The following is a 24,764-nucleotide window of genomic DNA, read 5'->3' as shown; positions in this document are numbered from 1 at the left end:
GGGGGCTCACCTCTCCTCGGGGCCCCACCTCTCCCCGGAGCCTCAGCGCGGTTTCGTTTCCTCGGGTCGATCCATGTCCAGGGGCGAGCCGTCCAGGGGCGAGCCGTCCAGTGACGTGTCGAGCAGGCTGGGTGGTTTGGGCACGCGTGCCAGGAGGAGGCAGACTACCGTCAGCCAAGCGACCGCCACGGTCAACACCTCCGCCCATACCGATGCTCCGAGTTCCATGTAGAGATCATATGGCTCTTACAGGCAAAACTGTAAGTAGCCTTACTTTGTTGTGACGGGTAGAGGTCATGCAGCGCTCCACTAGGCTTGGAGCATGACTCAGGCAGGACGAAAGTAGTGGCGAAACGCGGCAGGATCAGTAAGTCGCAAAGGTCGACGGCGGGAGTCGTCGAGGTGCCCACAGGCACCCGGCCTGACGGTCCGGTGGCGGGGGTCTATTACATCGATACCGGCGATTGCGAGTTGCTTCAGGACCAGGACAACTCCAACGGCTGGCTGCTCAAGATCAACGGCGTCATGAGCTCGCACATTGACCTCTCGGACCCGCTGTTCCTCGATTTTGAGTACATGCGCTGGATTGCGGCGCTGGTGGAATCCCGGTGGCCCCGGGAGCAGAAACCCAAATTGCGTGCCCTGCACCTGGGCGGGGGAGCTTGCTCCATGGCGCGGTACTTCCATGCCGCCTACCCGGAAGCGCGTCAGGTGGTTGTTGAGCTCGACGGGAAGCTGGCCGAATATGTGCGTGGCTGGTTCGACCTCCCCAAAGCACCTATGCTGCGGATCCGCGTGGGTGAAGCACGGCAGGTCACAGAGTCCCTTACCCCGGACAGCCGGGACCTCATCATCCGGGATGTTTTCGCCGGAGCCTTCACGCCCCGCGCCCTGACCACCAGGGAGTTCACTGCTCATGCGAACTCAGTCCTGGCCCCCGATGGACTGTATGTGGTCAATTCCGGCGACGCCCCTGACCTCAAGAACGCCCGGGCCGACGCCGCCACCATCGCGGACACGTTCGAGCACACCATGATCATTGCCGATCCCGCCATGCTCAAGGGGCGACGCTACGGCAACATGATCATGGCCGGCAGCCACGCGCCGTTCGGCGACGACCCCACGTTGGCCCGGAGGCTCCTGGGTGGCGGGGTCCCGGCACACATCTGGGACGACGCCAAAGTCCGTGCTTTTGCCCAAGGAATCCCGGTGCGGCACGACCCTCCGGTGGAGACGCTGGGGGAGGGCCCTTCAGCTTCGGCTGAGTGAACTGTTCCAGGCTTCCCACAGGTGGGAGTAGCGCCCGCCGACTGCCAGCAGATCCTGATGGGAACCCGACTCGACCATCCGCCCCTGCTCCATGACCACCACGGTGTCAGCCGAGGCTGCTTGGGACAACCGGTGCGCGATCACCACTGAGGTCCTTCCGGCCAAGGCTGCTTCGGCAGCCTGATCCAACATGTGGGCCGATCCCGTTCCGGCCTCAGCTGTAGCTTCATCCAGGACTACCAAGGGTGGGTCTTTTAGCATCAAACGTGCAAGGGCCAACTGCTGCGCCTGCTCGGGAGTGAGCTGGTGGCCCCCCGCGCCCACGGAAGTCTCCAGTCCGTCGTCGAGCGTTTCAACCCAAGTAGCCCCAACTGCCTCCAGCACCTGCGCAAGCTCATCGGCGGACGCGTCCGGTTTGGCGAGCCTGAGGTCCTGGGCGAGTGTGCCCGAGAAGACGTGCACCTCCTGGCTGACCATGGCGATGCGCTCGTGGAGCTCTGACGGGGCAGCAGCGGCGGAGTCCAGCCCGCCCACCCATGCTGTCCCGCTGTAAGGGTGTTCCAAGCCCATGATGACTTTGGCGAGGGTGGTCTTCCCCGCGCCTGAGGTGCCCACAATGGCCACTCGCTCCCCGGGTTGCACCGTGAGGGAGACTCCGTGGAGAGCGGGCCGCTGGCCAGGGTAGGCGAAGGTGACGTTGTCCAGGACGATGCCGGCATCAGCGGCCGGTGACGAGGATCGGGCGGTGGATGGCCCCGCAGCCATGGTGAGCCCAAACATCCTGCCCAATCCGGCCGCGGCTTTTTGAAGCTCATCGAACTGCCCAAGAACCAGCCCGATCGGATCGAACAGCCGGTAGAAGTACAGTGCTGCTGCCGTCGCAGCGCCGATGGTCACGGTTCCCTCGGCGTGAAGCCAGAACCCCACCACCAGGACCGCGGACAAGCCGATGAGTTCGGCCAGGTTGAGGCGGTTGTAGAAACGGGTCAGGTAACCCACCCCGCGCAGCGAATGGCCGATGTTTGCGTGGGAGGCGGCCGCCACCAGATCAGCGTGGCGAGAGCCGAGGCCCAGCGCCACAACAGATGGCGAACCGTGCACGGTCTCAATGATCTGCTCGGTCCGGCTGGCCTCAGTGATCCGAACGGTCCGGTAGATGGGCGCGGTTCGCTTGAGGAACCACCGCAGGGTGAAGACCTGCAGGGGTGCCGCCACGAGCACGGCCACTGCGAAGCGCCAGTCGATCACGCCCAGGCCCAGCAGCGTCACGGCGATGGTGAAGGCAGCGCTGGTGAACGCCGGCAGCACGCCAGAGATGGCCTCGCTGACGGCTTCAACGTCGCCGGACACGCGGGCCACGACGTCGCCGATGCCCGCCTTTTCCAGCTGGGCGAGCGGCTTCCGGACGGCGGCGGAGAACACTTCCTCACGCAGTCCGGCGAGGGCTTCCTCGCAGATCCGCGCCAGCAGGTTCTGGCCCAGAATGCCCAGCAAGGCGCCGAGTCCACCAGCAACCAGCAGCCCGATTGCCAGCCAGAGCAGGGGCATGACGTCCCCGCCAGAGGCCGCGATGTTGACCATCACACCCAAAATTGCCGGGGCCGCCAATCCGCAACAGGACGCCGCCAGCAACACCACAATGGTCAGCGTGAGCCTGGCCGGGCGTTGCGCCAACAGGCGCCACATGGCCCTCCGGGTCTCACGTGGCGTGGCAATGGGCAGGATTTCCGCGCTCATGAGCCCACCACTGCACGGTAGCCGGCGGACGTGGCAAGAAGCTCCCGGTGCGTTCCGGTTTCCGGTGGCCCATCGGCTCCGCCCACCACCACCCGATGGCAAATGCCCAGCAGTGTGGGGCTCGTGGTCACCAGCACCAGGGCCTTGTCCGGGAAGTTGCGCAAGCCATCGGCAATGACGGCTTCGGTAGCGGTATCGACGGCGGTAGTGGGGTCGTGCAGGACAATCACCGCCTGCTTCTGGTGCAGCGAGCGGCCGAGCACCAGTCGCTGCCGCTGGCCTCCGGAGAGACTCTGGCCGTGCCCGGTGAGAACAGTTTCCGTGCCTTCCGGTAGTTGCGAGACGAAGTCCTCGACGGCGGCAGCCACCAGGGCGCGTTCCTCAAGTTCCGTGCTGGCCACCGCCACGTTTTCGCGGACACTGCCGCGGAACAGGACGCCATCGTGGCGGTCGGCAAAGACCCGTGAACGAACGTGTTGGGGGTCAAGATGGGCGGCATCGCGGCCATCGATGGATATCAGACCCGGGGGAGCCGGTGTGCGGAAGCCGAGAGTGTCAACGAGTTTCCGCGCTTGGTCACCGTCCGGAAGAACGACGCCCACGATTTCGCCGATTGACGCAGTAAAGGGCGGGAACACGCTGTTGTCTGCCTTGCCGCTGAGTTCGAGCAGCGGCGCTGGGTCCCCGTATGGCGCTGGTTCCGTCGGCGAGGTGAGTGTTGCCGCTGAGCCAACTGCCGCCGTCGTACGTTCTTCCGCGTTCCGGGCGGGTACAGCGTTTGGTTCCTCAAGCAGGACTGCGATGCGTGCGGCCGAAGCGCGTTTGCGTGCGAGTTCCACGCTGAGGAAACCCAATGACGCCATGGGTCCTTGAACGAATTGGGCCACGCCAACAACGGCCACCAGTTCCCCCACTGTGATGGTTCCTTGAACGGCGAACCAGGCTGCGAAGAAGGCGATACCGGCCAGGAAAGCTGCGGACAGGGCTGTGCTGGCTCCTGTGTAAGCGGACTTGGCGCGAATGGCTTTCAGGGCGGAAGTGAGGGACTCCCGGCTCGTGGCACGGTAGCGCGCGATGGCCGCATCCTCGGCACCAAGGCCCTTGAGGGGTCGCGATCCGGTGATGAAATCGGTGGCAAGGGCGCCGGCCTGAGCAGCCGTGGACTGCTCCATGTCGCTGCGGTTTTCGAGCGGTTTAGTGAGCCGGTTCATCACCAGCAGCACGACCGGGGTTGCCAGGAGAACGGCAAGGCCCAGGGGTACCGAGATTAACAGGAGGGTAACGGCCGAGGTGATCACCCCGGCCACGGCAGCCAGACCACCGCTGATCAGCCAGGACAGCCCGGCCACCCTGTCGGCGTCGGAAGAAGCAATGGCCACAATTTCGCCGGGTGCCCGCCGCGCGGCCATGCCGCGGTGGTGAAGTGTCCGTTCCACCACCAGTTGCCGGAGGTCATGGGAGCCGTAATTGAAGGATCGCTCAGTGGCCAGCGTGCCCAGGCGCCACGACAAAGCAAGCACAACGAACACCACAGCCAAGGCGCCCAACCATCTCAGGAGGGCGCCGACGTCGTTCGGTTCAATGGCGTTGTCCACCGCGGCGCCGATAGTTGCCGGCACCAAAGCCTCGCTGATCTGATGCAGGGCAAGTCCGGCGCAGCCCACAAGCAATAGCCTCCAGCGGCGATTGGCGAACAAGGTGAGGGTGAAGAGACGGGAAACAGTCCAAGGTGCTCGCTGTTTGAGCCCGGGCGGGCAGGACGTAGTGGCGGAACCGGAGGGCATGCTTAACATAGTAAGGCTTGCCTAACATCGAGAACGTCGGATGGCCCACCAAGCCCGCCACCCCGGGCACGCTATTTAGCCCCCAGCAACTCCTCCCGCCGGCTCTCCGTCTCCTCCCGCAAGGCCTGCACGACGGCGGCAACTGCGGGGCGGCGCATGGAGTCCGGGCGGAGGACCATCCAGTAGGGGAGGAGCTCGGCGAAATCCGAGGGCAGGAGCCGCACCAAATCAGCGTGCCGGTCAGCCATGAAGCACGGCAAGAATCCCACGCCCGCCCCGGCGCGGGTAGCCTCAACATGGACGAACACATTGGTTGAACTCAGGCCGTCGCGCATGGTGGGGACCAGCCGGCGGGGCGCATCCAGATCGTCCACTTGCAGCATCGAATCAACAAAATAGACCAGTTGGTGCTGAGTCAGCTCTTCAATGCTTGAGGGTGTCCCGTTGTCTGCCAGGTAAGCGCGTGAGGCATACATCCCCAGCCGGTATTCGCCGAGTCTGATGGCCTCAGCCCGGTGCACTTGCGGCGTCCCCACCACTACTTCGATGTCCAGCCCCGAGCGTTGTTGCAACGCCCTGCGCGTCACTGTGACGATCTCAAGGCTGAGGCCGGGGTGCTCGCGTCGAAGCCGCGCCACCGCTGGTGCCGCGATATAGGCGCTGAAGCCATCAGTAGCGGTCATGCGCACGACGCCGGTAATGGGGTCGGGTGCGCGGTGGCTGGGTCCCAGCGCCCCCACCGCAGCTTCGATCCGTTCCGCGACCAGCACAGCTTCGGCTCCCAGCTCCGTTACCTCCCAACCACCAGCCGCGCGCGCGAGGACGCGGCCGCCCAGCGCTTTCTCCAGCGCCGCTATCCTTCGCGAAACGGTGGTGTGGTTCAGTCCCAAGGCTTGTGCCGCCGTCGTAAATTTCCCGGAGCGTGAGACGGCCAGGAGGATGAGAAGGTCGTCGGGGTTTGGATTCATATCTGCAATTTTGCACATACTCAGTGCCACTTTGGTCATTGAGTGCGGAAGAATCTGCAGCAATACTCAGTGGAGCATTTCGTGTTGTGGATCACATCACGTTCACAAGGGTCAAAGAGGACACTGAGGAGATGGATATGAGCGTAGAGCAGCGCTCCGCATCAAGGGCAGGGAAAGGCGCCGGCGAGGGTTCCGGACTCAAGAAGATCGTCGCGGCGTCAATGGTGGGCACCGTGGTGGAGTGGTACGAGTTCTTCCTGTACGCCACCGCCGCCACGCTGGTTTTCGGCAAGTACTTCTTCCCGAGCACCGGCAACGAGTTGGACGGCATCATTCAGGCCTTCATCACCTACGCGGTCGGCTTCGTGGCCCGTCCGCTCGGCGGAATCGTCTTCGGCCAGATCGGCGACAAGCTGGGCCGCAAACCCACCCTGCAGCTGACCATCGTGATCGTGGGTGTATCCACCTTCCTGATGGGCTGCCTCCCCGGCTTCATGGAAATCGGCTACTGGGCGCCGGCCATGCTGGTGGCTCTCCGCATAATCCAGGGCTTTGCCCTCGGCGGCGAATGGGGCGGCGCGGTGCTGCTGGTGGCTGAGCATAGCCCCAACAAGTCCCGCGGCTTCTGGTCGTCGTGGCCGCAGGCGGCAGTGCCGGTGGGCAACCTCCTGGCCACGCTGGTCCTCTTCGTCATGTCCTCCACGCTGAGCAGCGAAGCGTTCCTCGGCTGGGGCTGGCGTGTAGCCTTCTGGCTCTCCGCAGTGATCGTGTTCGTTGGCTACTACATCCGCACCCACGTCACTGAAGCCCCGATCTTCCTCGAAGCCAAGGCACAGGTGGAGGAGTCCAAGGCCATCAGCTACGGCGTAGGCGAGGTCATCCGCAAGTACCCCAAGGGCATCCTGCAAGCTATGGGCCTCCGCTTCGCCGAGAACATCATGTACTACCTGGTGGTGAGCTTCGCGATCGTCTACCTCAAGAGCGTGCACAAGTACGACACGTCCTCGCTCCTGCTGGCACTCCTGATCGCCCACGTCATCCACTTCCTGGTCATCCCGCAGGTGGGACGCCTTGTGGACTCGTGGGGACGCAAGCCCGTATATCTGGTGGGTGCCATCACCGGCGCAACCTGGCCGTTCTTCGCCTTCCCCATGTTCGATACCAAGAACGCCGTGGTGATCGTGCTCGCCGTGACTATCGGCCTGTGCCTGCACGCCTTCATGTACGCAGGGCAGCCGGCCATCATGTCCGAGCTCTTCCCCACCCGCATGCGCTACTCCGGTGTATCCCTGGGATCACAGGTCACCTCGATATTCGCTGGCTCCCTGGCTCCGCTCCTGGCAACCCAGTGGCTCAAGGACACCGGATCCTGGGTTCCCACAGCGATCTACCTGGTGGTCGCCTGCGCGATTACCGTCGTCGCAGTCGTTTCGCTCAAGGAAACCAAGGGCATCGCGCTGCAAGAGGTGGACGAGGCGGACGCAATCCGGCATGGACTGACACCGGCCTCCGCAACCTCGAAAGGCTAGTTCCATGGACAACTCCTTGAACGGACGCAAAGCACTGGTGACCGGCGGTGCCAGCGGGATCGGGGCCGCCTGCGCCCGTGCGCTCGCCGCCCGCGGGGCGAAAGTAGTAGTGGCCGACGTCGATGCCTCCGGAGCTGCGGCCCTCGCCGACGAGCTGGGCGGCACTGCCTGGACGGTGGACCTGTTGGATGTGGGCGCACTGGCCGCGCTGAGCCTCGACTGCGACATCCTGGTCAACAACGCCGGCATCCAGAAAGTTGCGCCGATTGAGGAGTTCGAACCCGCGGAGTTCCGGCGGATTCTGGCCCTGATGCTGGAGGCCCCGTTCCTCCTCATCAGGGCCGCGCTCCCGCACATGTACGCCAACGGGTTTGGCCGGATCATCAACATCTCTTCCGTCCACGGGTTGCGGGCCTCGGCCTACAAGAGTGCGTATGTCTCGGCCAAGCATGGGCTCGAGGGCCTCAGCAAGGTCACTGCCTTGGAGGGCGGCGAGCACGGGGTCACGTCCAACTGCATCAATCCGGGCTATGTACGCACGCCCCTGGTGGAGAAGCAGATCGCCGATCAGGCGCGGCTCCACGGGATCCCCGAGGCGGAGGTCCTGGCCAAGGTGATGCTCACAGAGTCCGCCGTGAAGCGGTTGGTGGAGGTGGACGAAGTGGCGTCGTTGGCCGCCTGGATGGCCTCCGACGACGCCGGGATGGTCACCGGCGCGAGCTACACCATGGACGGCGGGTGGTCGGCGCGGTAAAGGCGCCGCCGGGTTAGTTCTGGCCGCCGATGATGGCGTCGGCGTTGTCGAAGGCCCACGTCACCAGAGGAATGAGGAGCGTGCTGAGCTCTCGGCCGCGTTCGGTGAGGCTGTAATCCACGCGGGGCGGGATGACTGGTTGCGCGTCACGGCGGACCAGCCCGTCCCGCTCCAGTGTCTTCAGGGTTTGGGCGAGCATTTTCTCGCTGATGCCCTCAGCCCGGCGCCGCAGTTCGCTCCAGCGTTGATCGCCTTCGGATAAGGAAAGCAGGATCAGCACACCCCATTTGCTGGTGATGTGATCCAGGACTGTCCGGCTGGGGCAGCCTGCCGGGAAAACGCCGTCGGCGATGGTTGCCGGCAACCGCGCTGGAAGGTCACTTACTTTCATGTCAGTACCTTACCTTAAAGTGCGTACTAACTTTTGGGAAGTTTCTGGATGTAGGGCTCGTTGTCCACCATGACAGAGCAAGACTTCCGTTGAAAGGAACCACCCATGAGCATCGTTATCACTGGAGCAACCGGACAGCTTGGCCGCCACGTTGTAGAGGCGCTCCTGGAGCGCAACGTTCCGGCGGGGGACATTGTGGCCACCGGGCGTTCGGTGGAGAAGCTGGCTGACTTCGCCGAACGTGGCGTCACAGTCCAGGAGATGGATTACGAAAACCCGGCATCAGTCGCCGCGGCACTGAAGGGCGCCACCAAGGTGCTGCTGATCTCCAGCAGTGCAGTGGGCCAGCGCGTGGCGCAGCACCGCACGGTTATTGAGGCTGCCAAGGCGGAGGGCGTGGAACTGCTGGCCTACACCAGCATTGCCAACGCGGACACCACGGGCATGAAGCTGGCCGCCGAGCACCAGGCAACGGAGGAGCTTCTCAAGGACTCCGGCATCCCGTTCGTCCTGCTGCGCAACGGCTGGTACCTGGAGAACTACACCGAGCAGCTCCCGGGAACCCTGGCCCAGGGTGCCATCGCAGGAAGTGCCGGCGAGGGCAAGGTCAGCGCAGCCGCGCGTGCAGATTACGCGCACGCCGCGGCGGCGGTCCTGGTGGCGGATGACCAGGCCGGGAAGGTCTACGAACTCGGTGGGGACCACGCGTTCACCATGGACCAGTTGGCCTCTGAAATTTCCTCCGCTGCCGGGCGAGAGGTGACCTACAACGATCTTCCTGCCCACGAATACCAGCAAATCCTGGTGGGCGTAGGCGTGCCGGACGCCTTCGCCGAAATCCTTGCCGACTCTGATCTGGGAATTGCGCGCGGCGATCTTCTGGTCACCAGCGGTGATCTCCAGAAGCTGATCGGCCGCCCCTCGACTCCGCTGTCCGAGGCCGTACGTTCCGCCGCTGCCTCCCTCTAGAACAACCCTCCGATTGGTGGTTGGTTCCAATGTTCGGCGAGAACATTGGAACCAACTGTCTCTTGGGTTTTCCACATAGGCAACTTTGGGTCTGATGTCCGGCGAAGGTGGCTGGAAGAGTGGCTTCATGGACGGAATTCGGCGATCGCAGCGGGCAACAGTGGCTTCGCCCCCGTTAGTTTCTGCCGGTGTCGTGGCTCCTGCACCTTCCGTGGCGGTTGCGTCCGGAGTGGCAGTCAGCGGAGGGAGCATCCGGGAGCTCGTCTTTGAGCTGGGGTCACTTCCGATCACCGCCGATAGCTCGGCGCTGATCGATGAGTTACGCGATCTTGAAGACCTGAAGTCTGCCATTTCAGCCCGGCAAGCCCGGATTGCAGTGGCGTTTGATCTGGCGCAGCGGGCCGAGCAGGCCCAGGCCGGGGTTCCTGCGGCAGAGCGTGGCATGGGCGTTGCTGCACAAGTGGCGTTGGCGCGGCGGGAATCACCCAATAAGGGATCCAGGCTCTTTGGCTTCGCCAAAGCGCTAGTTACGGAAATGCCGCGAACCATGGCAGCACTGGAGTCGGGTCAGTTGAACGAGTGGCGGGCCACGCTGCTCGTGAAGGAAACAGCTTGCCTGTCCGTTGAGGACCGGGCATCGGTGGATGAGGAACTCGCCCCGGACGCCGGGACCTTCGACGGCACGGGCGACAAAGCCATCATCGCCGCTGCAAAAGCCGCCGCATATCGTCGTGACCCGCGGTCTGTGTCGCAGCGAGCCAGCCGTGCGGCTGCGGAACGTACGGTCAGCCTCCGTCCTGCGCCGGACACCATGACGTACCTCACCGCACTACTCCCGGTCGCCCAAGGCGTGGCCGTCTATGCAGCGCTGACTCGGACAGCTGATTCCGTCCGTTCCAGCGGGGACGCGCGGACCCGTGGCCAAGTCATGGCTGACACCCTGACTGAACGCGTAACGGGCACGTCGGGTGGCATTGCGGGGATCAACCTCAACCTCGTCATGACCGATCGCACACTCTTTCAAGGGGACCCCGAGCCCGCTCGGCTCGAAGGCTACGGAATCGTACCCGCTGAATGGGCAAGGGCACTTCTGGTTGATGAACAATCCGGGTATGAGGATCAGCTTCATGGGAACCTGGAGCCCACGGACCGCAGCGAATTTAGAGTGCTGCTCCGCCGCCTCTACACAGCTCCCAGCAGCGGCGAGCTCCTGACGATGGACTCAAAAGCACGGTTCTTCCCCCAAAAATTGAGACGCTTCATCCACATTCGGGACAATACATGCCGTACTCCGTACTGCGATGCGCCTATCCGGCACATCGACCACATCATTCCCTGGCATTCTGCAGGCAGCACCCACCTCAACAATGGGGCCGGGCTTTGCGAAGCCTGCAACCACACCAAGGAGACTCCGGGCTGGACCGCAAAGAGCATGCCCGGTGATGTGCACACGATCCGCGTCAGCACTCCCACCGGGCACAGCTACAAATCCAAAGCGCCACCTCTGCCGGGAAGCAAGTCCACACGGCTGAGAAACTAGACGCAGCCCGCGAACTACAGCGCAGCCAGCGAACTACAGCGCAGCCAGCAAACTACAGCGCAGCCAGCAAACTAGGTTGCCTTCACCATTGGCATTTGCGCCGTCTCGTCCACCAGCTCGGCCCGGCGGAGCCCGCCACCGCGGACCCACATCTTGTAGGCCACGAACAGCAACACCAGCCAGGTGCCACCAACGTACAAAGCAACACGCGTGTCCTCGAAGACGCCCAGGATCACGATCACCATGGCCATGAACGCCATGGTGAGAATGGAAGCGACAGGCCACAGAGGCGAACCGAATTCCGACGCCGGCAAGCCCTTGCGCTTGATCTCCCGTTTCATGGCAACGTGCGAAGCCAGGATCATCACCCAAACCCACACGGTGGCAAAGGTAGCGATCGAGGCAATGAGCACGAACACGTCCTCCGGAATCACGGCGTTCAACACGACGCCCACCAGCAGGATGCCGCCCATCATTAACACGGTCATCCAAGGGACACCATGCCGGGAGATCTTGCTGAAACTCTTGGGTGCGTGACCCTGCTGGGCCAGCCCGAAGAGGATACGTCCGGCCCCGAAGATGTCGCTGTTGATCGCCGAGAGCGCTGCGGTAATGACCACGGCGTTGAGGATATGCGGTGCGGCCGGGATCCCCAAGCCATCAAAGATCTGCACGAATGGACTACCGCTGCTGCCGATTTCGTTCCACGGGAAGATGCTCATCAGCACGCCCAACGTCAGTACGTAGAACAACAAAACGCGGACGGGCACTGTATTAACTGCTTGCGGGATGACCTTCTTGGGGTTCGTGGCCTCGCCAGCCGTGATACCGATCGTCTCGATCCCGCCAAAGGCAAACATCACGACGGCGAATGCGGCCAGGAGCCCTTCAAAACCGTTCGGGAACAACCCGCCGTGATTCACGAGGTTCCCGAGTCCCGGTGCCACGCCGCCGCCGTCGCCCGTTTGGAAGCCGAACACGACGATCGCTGCACCGCCGACGATCATGGCGATAATCGCCACCACCTTGATCAGCGAGAACCAGAACTCGAGCTCGCCAAACACCTTCACGCTGAGCAGGTTCATGGCGCCCAGGAACAGGATGATTGCGAGTACCCAAATCCATCTGTCCACCTGTGGGAACCAGAAACCCATATAGATACTGAAGGCCGTGACGTCGGCGATGGCCACAATGGCCATCTCGAACACGTAAGTCCACCCGGTCACAAAACCTGCGAACGGTCCCAGGTACTTGGACGCGTATTGGCCGAAGGACCCGGACACCGGGTGTCGGACGGCCATCTCGCCCAGTGCTCGCATCACCATGAACACGGCCGCGCCGCCGATGATGTAGGCCAGCAGGACGGCCGGCCCGGCTTTTTGGATGGCGGAGGCGGAACCGTAGAAAAGGCCGGTGCCGATCGCGGATCCGAGCGCCATGAAGCGAATGTGACGGACGTTGAGGCCTCGGCTGAGCGCCGTACCCGCGGCGTGGAGGACAGAGCTCTCCACAGCCAGCTTGGTTTGTTGCATAGTAAAACCTTCTCGTCTTTGGGAGGGGATCGCTATCCAGCAGATCACTTTTGGACGACTTGTGATGGGACTCACGGGCCTTTGGTGTCTTTGATCGCAGACAGTCAGTGGTGTCGACTTTCGGCGTCGACATTCACAGTGGTAAAAGTCATAGTTCCCAGTCGGATATGATGACCGCGGACAGCTCGTCACCGGTCAGGCATCCCTCGCATCCGCGTCGCCCCCATTGAACTCCGTGCTGCCGCCGCATCCGTTACTTGGGGGACCCTTGTTTTCTTCATTCCGCGCTACCCGGCGCCGTGTTTCTGCTGCCCTGATGGCCGTTGTAGCTGGGGCTTCTCTGCTTTTCGCTGCGCCAGCGCAGGCCTATGACATTCCTGAATTCGAGGTGCCCCACGCCGCGCAGGCCCCCGTTCCGTTCGTGGAGCGGGCTACTGATACTGCCGGCGTTGTTGAGCTGTGGAAGACAGGTGGCCCCGCAACCCGTGCCGCTGCTGCGACCGCGCTGGTGGGTGGCGCAGATGCGCTTAATGCATTCCTCGACGCCGGACAGGATGTCACGCTCGCCGCGGATCGCAAGCAGCTGGTCACCGAGCTCACGACGCGGGGGAGTGCGCATGTTCGCTCATCTGCGCAAAAGATCCTGGCATTAAACGACCCGGCGGCCATCGATGCTTTTCTCTCGACAGGTTGGGCCGGAGCGTGGCAGCTTGACCTTGATATCACTGCCTACAGGTTTCTAACTCTGAACGGCGTAATCCGAACGCAGGCCTCCGACAGTTTGGACAAAGGCGACCAAGCAATAGAGGAGTTCGTTCTCGGGGGCTGGCTGGAAGCCGCCGAGATAGACGACCGCCAGGCTGCGTTCCAGCTCTTTGATTCTCCTTTTGTGGGTGTCCGCGCTGCGGCCAAGGCAGCGGTCATGACGGACGACAGGGAAATCGTTGCTGATTTCCTTCGCTACGGGCAGCTCGTTGCAGCCGACCGGGACGCTGAGTCGACGGCTGTTGCCGCGCTCCTTCAAAAGGTCAGATCAGACATTGCTTCGAACCCCAACGGCACCGCTGCGGTCGCGGACCGTGCGAAGACCGCTGTCGAACAAGCCCGGAGCACCGCCTCTGCGGCAAGGGCGGCAGACTCATCGCGGCTCGCGACAGACAGGGACCTCCTCTCATCGCAGGCCACACCGAGACGGATCGCGGACGAAACTCAAATGGCATCGCAGGAGCCGGCGAAGGCCGCCTTTGCAAAGGCGGCCCGTGAAATTCCGGAGCTCCTTACCAAGCTGGATGCCCCCGGAACCGACCTTGACGCGCTGATCAGCGAAGCCCGTCAGGCCACCTTGGATCTTGCCTTGGTGGGGACACCCAAAGTTCGGGAAGCCGCGGAAACGGCGCTGTCGGGTGGAGATACTTCCGTAAAAGCTTTCATCATTGAAGGCCACGCAGCAGCTATAGAGCTGGACGCCATTAAGCCGTCGGCATTCACCGCGGATCGACAACGCTCTTTCCAGCTTCTGGCAGTCGGAGGCGAATTTGTGGAGAAGGCCGCCAAGAAAGCGCTCGAATCAGTCAGTCACGCAGACGTCCGCTACTTCCTGGAATACGGTTTTGATCAAGCCCGGAACCTGGATAATCGCATCCAGACCAGTTATGCGTTGGATTCGACGCCGGAGGTTCGTGCGGCAGCGAGCGTTGCTCTTGACGGCAGCCGTGCAGATCTCGAGGCCTTCATGACCACAGGCCAGGCCGCGGCTGCGAATCGAGACGCGGCAACCACTGCCCACGTTGCCTCCATCGACGCCATGATCGCCGAGCTTGCCGGTTTGGCAGACACTGCAACCGTCGACGCCGGTAAGGCGGCTGACGCTGCCAAAGCCGCGGAAGCGGAAGCGGCTCGTCAAGCTGAAGCTGCCCGTCAGGCGGAAGCTGCCGCGGCCGCTGCTGGTGGACAGGCCGGGCAGGCTGCAGCCGGCCAGGTCGACGTTTCGCAACACTCCGGAACCGGAGTAGCCCCGATCGTCGTTCCTTGGCCGCGCGACTATGCTCCCGCCGTCGGGCTCGCCGAAACCGGTACGCCAGCCGAAGCGGCGGCAACACCTGCGGCAACTCCGTCGGCCATGCCCAGCATTTCAGTGCCGCCGGCCGCTTCGGCTGACAATGATGCCGCGTCGGTTGATTCGCAAGTGCAGGAGGCGGCCAGCCCGTTGGCCGCTTCGTCTGCCGGAATGAGCGGCTGGACCATTGGCCTCATCGTGGCGCTGGTCTTGGCTGCGGCCGGAGCCATCACGTTCCTGCTTCGGCGTACGGGTGCCGCTTCCGCGTAAGGGCCGCGTTGCCTAGGGGTAGAGATTCGGGCTCGCTAAGGGAGTCCGGCATCCCAGACACCGATCAATGCATTCACGCTGGTGATTGACTCTCCGAGGGTGCACGCTTGAGTACGGGATACCGGACAGCGGTACCTTCATCCACCGGACTAATCCCGCAAGCAGCTCGAGCAGCGAGGAACCATGACAACCACGCCAACCGCACCAGGCAAAGCCACGTCCAAAGTCCCGGCGGCCGAAAATACGCTGCGGATTTTGAAACTGTTGGCTTCGCGCCGCGGTCCCATGGCGGCGTCGAACATTGCCACCGCGCTCGGCCTGCCGCGATCCAGCGTGTACCACTTGCTCGGTGTCATGGAGGCGAACGGGTTCGTCCTTCACCTGCATGAAGAGCAGCGCTACGGGCTGGGCATCAGCGCCTTCGAACTCAGCTCGGCGTATTCGCGCCAGGAACCCTTGTCGCGACTGGGCCGGCCGATGCTCGCCGCCCTGGTGGACGTGATCGGTGAGAGCGCGCACTTGGCGGTGCTTCACGGCCGTGACGTGCTCTACATTGTGGAGGAACGCGCCAAGAACCGCCCCAGCCTGGTGACCGACGTCGGGGTCCGCCTGCCAAGCCACCTCACGGCGTCTGGCCGCGCGATCCTGGCCGCCCTGCCAAAGTCGCAGGTGCGTGCGCTGTATCCGAATGCCGCCGCCTTCACTTCGCGGCATGAGGTGGAGTTCCCCATCATGAAGTATTCGGCGTTGTCGTCGCACTTGGACCAGGTCCGGCAGCGCGGCTACGCCACGGAGAACGGCGAAATCACGCCGGGATTCTGCTCCATCGCCGCCGCAGTAACGGACCATGTTGGATGGCCGACGGCGGCAGTCGCCGTCACGTTCCTCGAGGACAAAGTGCCCGCTGAGCAATGGCCGGTCCTTGCCGCGCGCATTCGGAAAGCGGCGGACGAACTATCGGTGCGGATCCACGGGCGGCCTGGAGCCTAACCCGGCGCTAGCTTCGCCCCGTGGATTCCTTCTCCACGAGTTTGCGGAAGGTCTCCAGTTCGCCTTTGAAGCTGCCCTTGTAGGAGCCCATGGCGAAAAGCCGCCCGAAAATGGCGGCGACGAATCCGCGGGTCACGAACTCCTGCCGGATACGGGTGCCGTCACCCTCGGCCGCAAACCGCACATCAGACTCGCCCTTGAGGATCGCATTGCCGAACCGCGTGCGGATGTGCCAAGGCCGTTCTACTGCGAGGATTTCGGTGGGGCTTTTCATCCTGCCGAACCACACCGTGTAGCGGCTGCCTGCCTCATCCATTGAACCGACGCGGTCAGTCACCCGGGTGACCCCACCGATCCACTCCTTGAACCGGTCCAGGTCTGTCCACATTGCGAAAACCCGCTCAGGCGGTGCCGCGACGAGCGTTGTTACCCGGTACGTTGCCATGGGTCCAGCATGCGCTCATTGTGGCGTAAATGCGAGAGGTTGGAGATGTCTGTAATCCCGGACGGTGCCACTCCAAAAGCCGTTCCGGCCGCGTGATAAAGGGGCTTTAGTAGAAGCAGAAGATCTTTCCACCACCTACTTCCCACAGACGAAGGAGTCACCATGGCACCCGCCGATTTCACCACTGGTGCCCGTCCGGTCAAGGCCGCCCGGGGTACTGAACTCACTGCCAAGTCGTGGCAGACCGAAGCTCCGCTGCGGATGCTGATGAACAACCTTGATCCTGAGGTCGCTGAGCGTCCGGACGATCTTGTGGTCTATGGCGGAACTGGCCGTGCAGTCCGGTCCTGGGCCGCGTTTGATGCGATCACCCGGACCCTGGAAACCATGGAGAAGGACGAGACCCTCCTGGTGCAGTCGGGCAAGCCGGTGGGTGTGTTCCGCACCCACGAATGGGCTCCCCGTGTGCTGCTGGCCAACTCCAACCTGGTGGGGGATTGGGCAACGTGGCCCGAGTTCCGCCGCCTCGAAGCCGAGGGCCTCATGATGTACGGCCAGATGACCGCTGGCTCCTGGATCTACATCGGGACCCAGGGCATCCTGCAGGGCACGTACGAAACTTTTGCCGCCGTCGGAAACAAGCTCGCTGCGGAAGGGCGCCACCCGGCGCCTGCTGCTGAAGGCTCAAACGAAGGTCCGTTGGCGGGGACGCTGACCCTGACCGGTGGTTGTGGTGGCATGGGCGGCGCGCAGCCGCTGGCCGTCACGCTGAACGATGGCGCCTGCCTGATTGTGGACGTCGACGAAACCCGCCTGCGTCGCCGCGCCGGCAAGCGCTACTTGGACGAGGTCGAAACGGACCTGGATACCGCGATCGCGAAGGTCCAGAAGGCCAAGGAGGAACGCCGGGGCTGGTCTGTTGGCTACGTCGGTAACGCTGCAGAGGTGTTCCCGGAGCTGCTCCGCCGTCACAAGGCCGGGGAGATCACTTTTGATGTGGTCACCGACCAGACCTCCGCGCATGACCCCCTTTCCTACCTGCCCGAGGGCATCACGGTAGCCGAGTGGCACACCGAAGCCGAAGCTGACCCGGAAGGGTTCACCAAGAAGGCCCAGGCTTCCATGGCCCGCCACGTACAGGCCATGGTGGAGTTCCAGGATGCCGGCGCCGAAGTTTTCGATTACGGCAACTCCATCCGGGACGAGGCCCGCAAGGGCGGTTACGAGCGTGCGTTCGAGTTCCCCGGCTTCGTTCCGGCCTACATCCGTCCGCTGTTCTGCGAGGGCCTCGGCCCGTTCCGCTGGGTTGCCCTGTCCGGTGATCCGGAGGACATTGCAGTGACTGACAAGGCCATCAAGGAACTGTTCCCGGAAAACAAGCACCTGCACAAGTGGCTCGACGCCGCGGCGGACCGGGTGGAGTTCGAAGGCCTGCCGGCACGTATTTGCTGGCTCGGATACGGCGAACGGGCCAAGGCCGGGTTGTTGTTCAACCAGTTGGTGAAAGAGGGCAAGATCAAGGCCCCCATCGTGATCGGCCGTGACCACCTGGACTCCGGGTCCGTGGCCTCCCCGTACCGGGAAACCGAATCCATGGCTGACGGCTCGGACGCGATTGCTGACTGGCCGCTGCTCAACGCCCTGATCAACACCTCCTCCGGTGCCACCTGGGTATCGATCCACCACGGCGGCGGTGTCGGCATCGGCCGGTCCCTGCACGCCGGACAGGTCTCCGTCGCTGACGGCACCGACCTCGCAGCAGAAAAGCTCGAACGGCTCCTGACCAACGACCCCGGCATGGGCGTCATCCGCCACGTCGACGCCGGTTATGACCGCGCCGTCGAGGTCGCCAACGAACGCGGCGTCCGTATTCCTATGAACGAAGGCAAGTAAGTGACTATCACTACCCATGAACCCCTCACCGTCACCCTCGGCTCCAGCGGCGTAACCCCGGAAGACGTCGTCGCCGTCGCCCGCCACAACGCCAAGGTGACCATCTCCCAGGATGCCCTGGACACCGTGGCCAAGGTCCGTGCACACATTGACGATCTGGCCACCAGCGATGTCCCCGCCTACGGCATCTCCACCGGCTTCGGCGCCCTGGCAAACCGCCACATTCCCAACGATCTCCGCACCCAGCTGCAGAAGTCGCTGATCCGCAGCCACGCCGCAGGCATGGGCCCGGCTGTTGAACGTGAAGTGGTCCGCGGCATCATGTTCCTCCGCGCCAAGACCCTGGCATCGGGCCGCACGGGTGTTCGTCCGGTGGTCTTGCAGACCATGGTGGACGTGCTCAACGCCGGCATCACCCCGCTGGTCCGCGAGTTCGGTTCGCTGGGCTGCTCCGGCGACCTTGCGCCGCTGTCACACTGCGCCTTGGTCCTCATGGGTGAAGGCGAAGCAACAGGACCCGACGGCGAACTGTACGGAACCGCTGGCAAGCCGCCGGTTGCTGAGCTGCTCGCGCAGCACGGCATCGAGCCGGTCACCCTCGCCGAGAAGGAAGGCCTGGCCCTCGTCAACGGCACTGAAGGCATGCTCGGCATGCTGCTGATGGCTATTGCCGACATCCGCATGTTGCTGGCGACGGCGGACGTCACCGCCGCGCTCAGCGTCGAGGCCCTGTTGGGTACAGACCAGGTGTTCCTGCCGGAGCTTCACGCAGCACTGCGGCCGCACCCGGGCCAGGCAGCCAGCGCCGATAACATGCTCCGCGTGCTGTCCAACTCGCCCATCGTGGCCTCGCACCGGATCAACGACACCAAGGTGCAGGACGCCTACTCACTGCGTTGCGCACCGCAGGTTGCTGGTGCTGTCCGCGACACCGTGGACCATGCAGCGCTGGTGGCTTCCCGCGAACTCGCCGCAGCGATCGACAATCCTGTGGTCCTCCCGGACGGCCGCGTCACCTCCAACGGCAACTTCCACGGCGCACCCGTGGCGTACGTCCTGGACTTCCTGGCCATCGCCGTCGCGGACCTCAGCTCCATCGCCGAGCGCCGCACGGACCGCATGCTGGACCCGGCCCGCTCACACGGTCTCCCGGCGTTCCTCGCCGCGGATCCCGGCGTGGACTCCGGCCTGATGATTGCCCAGTACACGCAGGCCGGCCTCGTCTCGGACAACAAGCGGCTGGCCGTTCCGGCATCCGTGGACTCCATCCCGAGCTCCGCCATGCAGGAAGACCACGTATCCATGGGCTGGCACGCTGCCCGGAAGCTGCGCAAGGCCGTGGAGAACCTCCGCCGGGTGCTCGCCGTCGAGCTTGTCACCAGTGCCCGCGCCATCGACATGCGGACGCAGATGTCCGACGGCGAACTCACCCCGGGTCCCGCTGGCACGGCCGTGCTTGAGGTGCTCCGCGAAGTGGTTCAGGGCCCGGGAACGGACAGGTTCCTGTCGCCGGAACTGGAAGCGGCTGACCGTTTGGTTGGCTCCGGTGCGGTCCGTGCGGCCGCCGAATCCGCCGTCGGGATTTTGGCCTGACGTCGAATAAAACGCTCATTTGATGGGCATATTTGTCACGTCCCGGTCTTTGTTCGCAACGCAATCACCGGGGCGTGGCAAATGTAGTAGAACTTATGGTGTACGTCACGTCCACGCCAACGATGTCGTGGGCTTGACGGTCAACTGTTCAATAACTCAATACACAACAGAGAACATCCACAAAGGGGTAGAAGTTCAATGAAGGCACGCGGAGCAGTCCTGTCCAGGCGAAGCGCTCACACGGCTACGGTTACCGACTGGAAGACGCTGAAAGTTGGCGAGCGGGTGGAAGTGGTCAAATACGCCCACGTGATTGCCGCCGGTCTGATCGAGGAAGTATCCAGCAGCGGCAACGTGGTGTGGCTTGAGCATTCGGGGCCGGGCGTCACCGAAGAGGGTAAGGAACTGTTCATGAAGTCCGACGGCGTCACTCTCCGCCGGGCGTAGGCGGCAGTTCGGCCCGAGGTACTTGTTTAACAGAAACCGGGGCTCGTTCCCTTCCGCGGGTAGTAGAAGCGGAAAGGAACGGGCCCCGGTTTTTGGCGTCGCTGCCTAAGAATACTTTGGGTGTATCAGGCGGCGAGGACTTCGCGGGTCTGACCGAAGGGAACGGATTCGTCCAGAGCCACGGTGTAGGTGCCGGGCTCGTGGCGCGTCACCAGAATGCCGCAGTTAGCGTCTGCTGCTGCGTTTTCGATCAGGGCATCCACGGCGCGGTCGAGTCCGTCGTGGATCTCGTCTGCCTTCGAAAAGGACAGGCGAATTTCGCGTTCTGCAGTCATTGCAGGGGTCATTGGGGGCCTCCTATTACGTGCCGCATGCGAGGGCGACCCGTCAATCATAGTGGCCGGACCTGAAAATTTGTAAGATGACCGGCAGGCGAGTGACGTGGGTCTCCGCCTGAAGTCCGCCTTGGTGACATCTCGCGAAGGGGGGCGCCCTCTTGAACCCATGGACGTGGTGGCGGGATTCGAACCCGCGTACGCTGCTTTGCAGGCAGCTCCCTGGCCTCTTGGGTACACCACGTGCAAACGACACTAGGTGCCTGAACGCGGGCCGGGCAAAGTTGGTGTCCCCGCCTTTCGCAGGGCTACGAACCGTTGCTAAAGGTTGCTGCCCGTGAAGCCGTAAGCATCGTAAAGGGCTCATTACGAAGCAAAATCGCGTGCTCGTTGGGAGTCTCACTGGGTAAGTGGAAAACCGAGATCGGCGCGTCCGCCTGGTCCACCCTCCCGATGGTTGATTAAAGACTTTGGGTTGCCCGCCCGAGCGGCCTATCACGTTTCGGTGCCGCCAGCTTTGAAACTCCCGCAGCAAGGAGCAGCGTCAGGATGGCAGCAGCCATGTGCGTGTAGAGAAGGAGATGAACGTTGCCCCCGCTGGCGGCTGCCCCGGCGGGCACGTCCGCCAGGTCCTGGCCGCCGTGCAGGTGATCCAGTAAGCCGTTGCCGGGGAAGTAGCCACCGAACGCTGCAAAGCCGAAATGAAGGAGTTGCTGCGCCACCCCGGACGCCAGCAGCAACAGCAGAGGCCCGTGGATCCAACGGGCAATAACCTGGGCAGCCAAAGCACCGATGGCGGCGAAGGCCACGAGGACGGGGATGGCCGGGGCGCTGCCGCCAGCCACCATGTGCGCTGCAAGTCCCAGGGCCACAGCCACCGGCCCGGCTACCCAAGCCCACTTGTCCTGCACAGGAGTTGCGCTCATTGCCGTCCTTCCCTCCCCACAGGCTAAGTGGAAGAGGAAGGCTGGAAAAGGGGCGGGGAAAATCTAGGCAAGCAAGGTGTTGACCAAGCGGGCCGCAACCTTCGCGGTCCTGGAGTCAATGTCGAACTCCGGATTCAACTCTGCGACGTCCACGTGGAGCAGCTTTCCGCTCGCAGCAACCTGCCGGCAGATGGCGCCGATCACCGGCAGCGGCACGCCATAAGCAGCGGGCGCACTCACTCCGGGCGCCACCGACGCCGGCATTACGTCCAAATCGATGGTCAGGTACAGCACATCAACGCCGGCCAGGAAATCAGCAACGAACACTTCCACGGCTTCCGGCGTGCAGAGCTCATCAAGGAGGTACTTCACGCCCAGCCGGTTGGCCGTATCGAAGAGCGTTCGTGTGTTGTTCGGCTCTGAAATTCCGACGACGGCGTACTGCAGTTCGCGCCCAGCGGCAGCTTCCGCGTTGGCCATCTGCAGGAACGGCGTTCCCGAGCTCGGCGTCGGCTCGTCGCGCAGGTCAAAATGGGCGTCCAGGTTCAGTACACCCAGCCGTTTGCCGCGTACCGCTTCGGAGCCGGCTACACCAAGGTAGCTGGCGAAGGCAGTCTCGTGGCCGCCGCCCAGCACCACGGTGAGGTTTCCGGCGTCGAGCAGTCCCGAAATGGCGCGCCCGGCTCGCTCTTGGCCCGACTCCAGTGAGTCGTCCTTCACAACCACATCACCGGCGTCGAACACGTCGCGGTCAAGGTGGAAAGCCAGCGGACCCAGAGCCGCACGGATGGCGGCTGGTGCGGCGGCGGCCCCCACACGGCCCTTGTTGCGGAGGACGCCGGCGTCGCTGCAGAAACCAAGCACGACGGCGGGGCGCGAGGCTGCTGCGGTGCCGGACATGGTGTGGGGTTCTACAGCTTGCCACCAGCGGCGGTGCTCGGCGCCGTCCCCATCAAAGCGGCCGGTCCACGGCGTGGGATTAACGTCAACGGTGGGGGCGCTTGTTTCCATGCTTCCAGCACACCCGACGCGGGGCCCAAAAACCAGTGACCCAGCGCCGGGAGTGTCTGAAATCCCGGACTGGGCTACTTGACGCCCAGCAGCTCTTCCACGGTTCCGATGCCGAAGAACAGCAGGAAGGCAGCAGCCACAGCCCACATCAGCGGGTGGACTTCGCGGGCGCGGCCCTGGAAGGTGCGGATCAGGACGTAGGAGATGAAGCCGGCGCCGAGGCCGTTGGCAATCGAGTAGGTGAACGGCATGAGCGCGATGGTCAGGAACGCGGGAATTCCGACGCCCCAGTCCTGCCAGTCGATCTTGCCCACCTGGGAGACCATCATGAAGCCCACCACTACCAGGGCGGGGGCCACGGCCTCGAACGGCACCAGGTTGATCAGGGGAGTGAAGAACATGGCAACCAGGAAGAGTGCGCCGGTGACGATCGAGGCGAGCCCGGTTCGTGCACCTTCGCCGATACCGGCACCGGACTCCACAAAGATCTGGTTGGACGAAACAGAGGCCCCACCGCCCACGATCGCTCCGAGCGCGTCCACTTGGAGGACCCGGTCCACGTTGGGAATGTTCCCGTCCTTATCCACTGTCCCGGCCTCGTTGGCCAGGCCCACCATGGTGCCCATGGCGTCGAAGAAGATGCTGAGCAGGATCACGAATGCCAGCAAAGCTGCACCGATGAAACCGAGGTGCTCAAAGGCGCCGAACGGGTTGGCCTTGCCGATCAGGGACAGGTCCGGTGCGCCCCATTCACTGAGTTTGGGGGCCACCAGGGACCAGCCGCGGGGGTTGACGTTGGTGCCGTCAAAGCTTGGGCCAATGTGGAGAGTGAACTCGAGGATGGCAGCCAGCGCGGTGGACACAACGATGCCTATCAGGATGGCTCCGCGGACCTTCCGGACCACCAGTGCGATGGTGAGGATCAGGCCCACTGCGAATACCAGGGTGGGCCAGCCAAGGAGCTTGCCGTCCACGCCCAAACCGAGTGGAACGGTGGTACCGGCGGCGTCGGGGATGCGCCGGACGAAGCCGGCGTTGACCAGGCCGATGAGGGCGATGAAGAGGCCAATGCCCACAACTATTGCCGTTTTGAGGGCTTCGGGCACCGCCTTGAACACTGCAGTCCGGAATCCGGTCAGCACCAGGATGAGCATGGTGATGCCCGAAAGTACCACGAGTCCCATCATGTCCGGCCATGTCAGCCCGGGGTGCGATGCCACCGTGACTGCGACGAACGCGTTGACGCCCAAGCCTGTGGCCACGGCGAACGGGTGCTTGGCCCAGGCTCCCATGAGGATGGTCAGGATGCCGGCAACGAACGCCGTGGTGGCCGCCACGGCGGTGAAACCCAGCGACGCGCCACTCGAATCGGGTCCGGAGAGGATCAGTGGATTGAGCACCACGATGTAGCTCATGGCGAAGAAGGTCGCGAAGCCGCCACGGATTTCCCGCGAATATGTGGATCCACGTTCGGAGATCTTGAAGTAGCGGTCGACTGCAGAACCTTGTTTAAGCATGAAGGTCTCCGGGGATCGAGGGGGAGTTTGCTCTCAAATCCTATGTTGTCCGGTGCGGGCCCTCCCAACGATTCGCCTAGTCTGTAAGGAAGCCAACACTAGGAGAAACCGCCCCATGCGTACCATCCGCCCGCTTCTGGCCGCCGTCGTCGCTGCTCTTGCTTTTGCTTCCGCCCTGCTGTTTGCAGCGGCACCGGCGTCCGCGCACGACGTCGCCGAGTCCACAGCGCCAGCCAACGGTGCCCGCGTTGCGGAAGTCCCGGCGTCGGTCTCCATTACGTTCAACAACCGCCCGCTCGCGATCGGTTCGGGCGTAACGGTGACGGCTGGCGGCGAGAACTGGGCGGACGGTCCGGTCGAAATCATCGACAACCAGGCCGTTCAGAAGCTCCGCGAGGGCGCCCCTGCCGGCGAGTTCACAGTGGTATGGCGCGTGGTCAGCTCCGACTCGCACCCGATTGAGGGCACCTTCACGTTCACAGCCGCCGCAGGAGGCTCGACGTCGGCGAGTGGTACGGCGGGTGCCTCACCAGCGGCTTCGGCTTCCTCAGCTGCGGTACCAACAGTGGGCACCGCCGCACCAGGGACTGCCGGTAACAATGAGCCAGCCGCCGACGCCTCCCAACCTTTCCCTTGGAGCATTGTGGGGCTGGCTGTTGTGGCTGTGGGTCTCGTTATTTATCTCGCCGTTACCGCACGGAAGAAATTGGCGGCGTCCAACGACTCAGAGGGCGATACTCCCGCGGAATAGCGCGGTTTTCTACGTAGCTGCGAATATCTCGAATCGGTTACCGCGACACGCCAGAAG

General features: G+C 63.5%; 22 protein-coding genes and 1 tRNA gene. 11 read left to right on the top strand and 12 right to left on the bottom strand.

Translation table 11 applies throughout. The features are described 5' to 3' along the window. Window positions 1-42: 42 nt before the first annotated feature. The gene (locus EU811_RS02725; protein WP_142936968.1) at window positions 43-228 is read right to left on the bottom strand and encodes a hypothetical protein; all 186 of its coding nucleotides are present in this window, start codon (window positions 226-228) and stop codon (window positions 43-45) included. A 117-nt stretch (window positions 229-345) separates the two neighbouring features. On the opposite strand from EU811_RS02725, the gene EU811_RS02720 reads away from it, so the two are divergent. Next, window positions 346-1,269 carry a spermidine synthase gene (locus EU811_RS02720; protein ID WP_142936967.1) on the top strand — a complete coding sequence of 308 codons (924 nt, stop codon included), beginning with the start codon at window positions 346-348 and terminating at the stop codon, window positions 1,267-1,269. On the opposite strand, the gene EU811_RS02715 is transcribed toward EU811_RS02720, so the two are convergent. The 3 genes from EU811_RS02715 to EU811_RS02705 all read right to left on the bottom strand — a co-directional run bounded on the left by EU811_RS02715 (window position 1,252) and on the right by EU811_RS02705 (window position 5,758). Then, on the bottom strand, window positions 1,252-3,006 hold the full coding sequence (locus tag EU811_RS02715; protein ID WP_142936966.1) for an ABC transporter ATP-binding protein: 1,755 nt from the start codon (window positions 3,004-3,006) through the stop codon (window positions 1,252-1,254). The genes EU811_RS02720 and EU811_RS02715 overlap by 18 nt on opposite strands. Next, window positions 3,003-4,790 carry an ABC transporter ATP-binding protein gene (locus EU811_RS02710; RefSeq protein ID WP_238703275.1) on the bottom strand — a complete coding sequence of 596 codons (1,788 nt, stop codon included), beginning with the start codon at window positions 4,788-4,790 and terminating at the stop codon, window positions 3,003-3,005. The genes EU811_RS02715 and EU811_RS02710 overlap by 4 nt, the downstream gene beginning before the upstream one ends. 71 nt (window positions 4,791-4,861) lie before the next feature. Next, complete coding sequence (locus EU811_RS02705) at window positions 4,862-5,758, bottom strand: LysR family transcriptional regulator (RefSeq protein ID WP_187697064.1); 897 nt, start codon at window positions 5,756-5,758, stop codon at window positions 4,862-4,864. A 137-nt stretch (window positions 5,759-5,895) separates the two neighbouring features. Between EU811_RS02705 and EU811_RS02700 the strand changes: the two genes are divergently transcribed. After that, entirely contained in the window at window positions 5,896-7,287 is a 1,392-nt protein-coding gene (locus EU811_RS02700) for an MFS transporter (protein WP_142936964.1), read from the top strand. Between the two features lie 4 nt (window positions 7,288-7,291). Next, window positions 7,292-8,041, top strand: a complete 750-nt coding sequence (locus EU811_RS02695) for a 3-hydroxybutyrate dehydrogenase (RefSeq protein ID WP_142936963.1) — start codon at window positions 7,292-7,294, stop codon at window positions 8,039-8,041. Window positions 8,042-8,054: 13 nt separating this feature from the next. Here the strand turns inward: EU811_RS02695 and EU811_RS02690 are convergent, their stop codons facing one another. Next, window positions 8,055-8,432 (bottom strand): winged helix-turn-helix transcriptional regulator, encoded by a 378-nt coding sequence (locus EU811_RS02690; RefSeq protein WP_142936962.1) that lies wholly within the window; start codon window positions 8,430-8,432, stop codon window positions 8,055-8,057. A gap of 105 nt (window positions 8,433-8,537) precedes the next feature. Here EU811_RS02690 and EU811_RS02685 point away from each other — a divergent pair, with 105 nt between their 5' ends. Together EU811_RS02685 and EU811_RS02680 are read left to right on the top strand one after the other, a co-directional pair. Continuing rightward, a complete protein-coding gene (locus tag EU811_RS02685) occupies window positions 8,538-9,401 on the top strand; it encodes an SDR family oxidoreductase (protein WP_142936961.1) in 864 nt (287 codons plus the stop codon). Window positions 9,402-9,495: 94 nt separating this feature from the next. Then, a complete protein-coding gene (locus EU811_RS02680; protein WP_142936960.1) occupies window positions 9,496-10,941 on the top strand; it encodes an HNH endonuclease in 1,446 nt (481 codons plus the stop codon). Window positions 10,942-11,012: 71 nt separating this feature from the next. Here the strand turns inward: EU811_RS02680 and EU811_RS02675 are convergent, their stop codons facing one another. Further along, entirely contained in the window at window positions 11,013-12,473 is a 1,461-nt protein-coding gene (locus tag EU811_RS02675) for an amino acid permease (RefSeq protein ID WP_142936959.1), read from the bottom strand. A 316-nt stretch (window positions 12,474-12,789) separates the two neighbouring features. Between EU811_RS02675 and EU811_RS02670 the strand changes: the two genes are divergently transcribed. Further along, a complete protein-coding gene (locus EU811_RS02670; protein ID WP_238703274.1) occupies window positions 12,790-14,799 on the top strand; it encodes an ALF repeat-containing protein in 2,010 nt (669 codons plus the stop codon). Window positions 14,800-14,982: 183 nt separating this feature from the next. After that, window positions 14,983-15,789, top strand: coding sequence for an IclR family transcriptional regulator (locus tag EU811_RS02665; RefSeq protein WP_142936957.1), 807 nt, complete (start codon window positions 14,983-14,985; stop codon window positions 15,787-15,789). A gap of 7 nt (window positions 15,790-15,796) precedes the next feature. Here EU811_RS02665 and EU811_RS02660 read toward each other — a convergent pair whose 3' ends face one another. Further along, on the bottom strand, window positions 15,797-16,234 hold the full coding sequence (locus EU811_RS02660) for an SRPBCC family protein (protein WP_142936956.1): 438 nt from the start codon (window positions 16,232-16,234) through the stop codon (window positions 15,797-15,799). Between the two features lie 162 nt (window positions 16,235-16,396). Between EU811_RS02660 and EU811_RS02655 the strand changes: the two genes are divergently transcribed. The 3 genes from EU811_RS02655 (at window position 16,397) to EU811_RS02645 (ending at window position 20,167) form a co-directional block, all read left to right on the top strand. Further along, window positions 16,397-18,127 (top strand): urocanate hydratase, encoded by a 1,731-nt coding sequence (locus tag EU811_RS02655; RefSeq protein WP_142936955.1) that lies wholly within the window; start codon window positions 16,397-16,399, stop codon window positions 18,125-18,127. Continuing rightward, window positions 18,128-19,720: a histidine ammonia-lyase gene (gene hutH / locus EU811_RS02650; RefSeq protein ID WP_142936954.1), complete on the top strand. Its 1,593-nt coding sequence runs from the start codon at window positions 18,128-18,130 to the stop codon at window positions 19,718-19,720. A 198-nt stretch (window positions 19,721-19,918) separates the two neighbouring features. Further along, window positions 19,919-20,167 (top strand): hypothetical protein, encoded by a 249-nt coding sequence (locus tag EU811_RS02645; RefSeq protein WP_142936953.1) that lies wholly within the window; start codon window positions 19,919-19,921, stop codon window positions 20,165-20,167. A 125-nt stretch (window positions 20,168-20,292) separates the two neighbouring features. On the opposite strand, the gene EU811_RS02640 is transcribed toward EU811_RS02645, so the two are convergent. The 5 genes from EU811_RS02640 to EU811_RS02620 all read right to left on the bottom strand — a co-directional run bounded on the left by EU811_RS02640 (window position 20,293) and on the right by EU811_RS02620 (window position 23,956). Then, window positions 20,293-20,514, bottom strand: a complete 222-nt coding sequence (locus EU811_RS02640; RefSeq protein ID WP_105692645.1) for a hypothetical protein — start codon at window positions 20,512-20,514, stop codon at window positions 20,293-20,295. A gap of 158 nt (window positions 20,515-20,672) precedes the next feature. Further along, a tRNA-Cys gene (locus tag EU811_RS02635) sits at window positions 20,673-20,746 on the bottom strand. A gap of 217 nt (window positions 20,747-20,963) precedes the next feature. Beyond that, window positions 20,964-21,428: a hypothetical protein gene (locus EU811_RS02630; RefSeq protein WP_142936952.1), complete on the bottom strand. Its 465-nt coding sequence runs from the start codon at window positions 21,426-21,428 to the stop codon at window positions 20,964-20,966. Window positions 21,429-21,491: 63 nt separating this feature from the next. Then, window positions 21,492-22,439: a formimidoylglutamase gene (gene hutG, locus EU811_RS02625; protein ID WP_142936951.1), complete on the bottom strand. Its 948-nt coding sequence runs from the start codon at window positions 22,437-22,439 to the stop codon at window positions 21,492-21,494. 74 nt (window positions 22,440-22,513) lie between these two features. Then, window positions 22,514-23,956, bottom strand: coding sequence for an NCS2 family permease (locus EU811_RS02620; RefSeq protein WP_142936950.1), 1,443 nt, complete (start codon window positions 23,954-23,956; stop codon window positions 22,514-22,516). Between the two features lie 115 nt (window positions 23,957-24,071). Here EU811_RS02620 and EU811_RS02615 point away from each other — a divergent pair, with 115 nt between their 5' ends. Further along, window positions 24,072-24,707 (top strand): copper resistance CopC family protein, encoded by a 636-nt coding sequence (locus tag EU811_RS02615; protein ID WP_142936949.1) that lies wholly within the window; start codon window positions 24,072-24,074, stop codon window positions 24,705-24,707. The last annotated feature ends 57 nt before the right edge of the window (window positions 24,708-24,764 follow it).

Origin of the sequence: Arthrobacter sp. TS-15, from assembly GCF_006964045.1 — a bacterium.
Lineage (GTDB): Bacteria > Actinomycetota > Actinomycetes > Actinomycetales > Micrococcaceae > Arthrobacter.
This window is presented reverse-complemented; position numbering and strand designations above follow the sequence as displayed.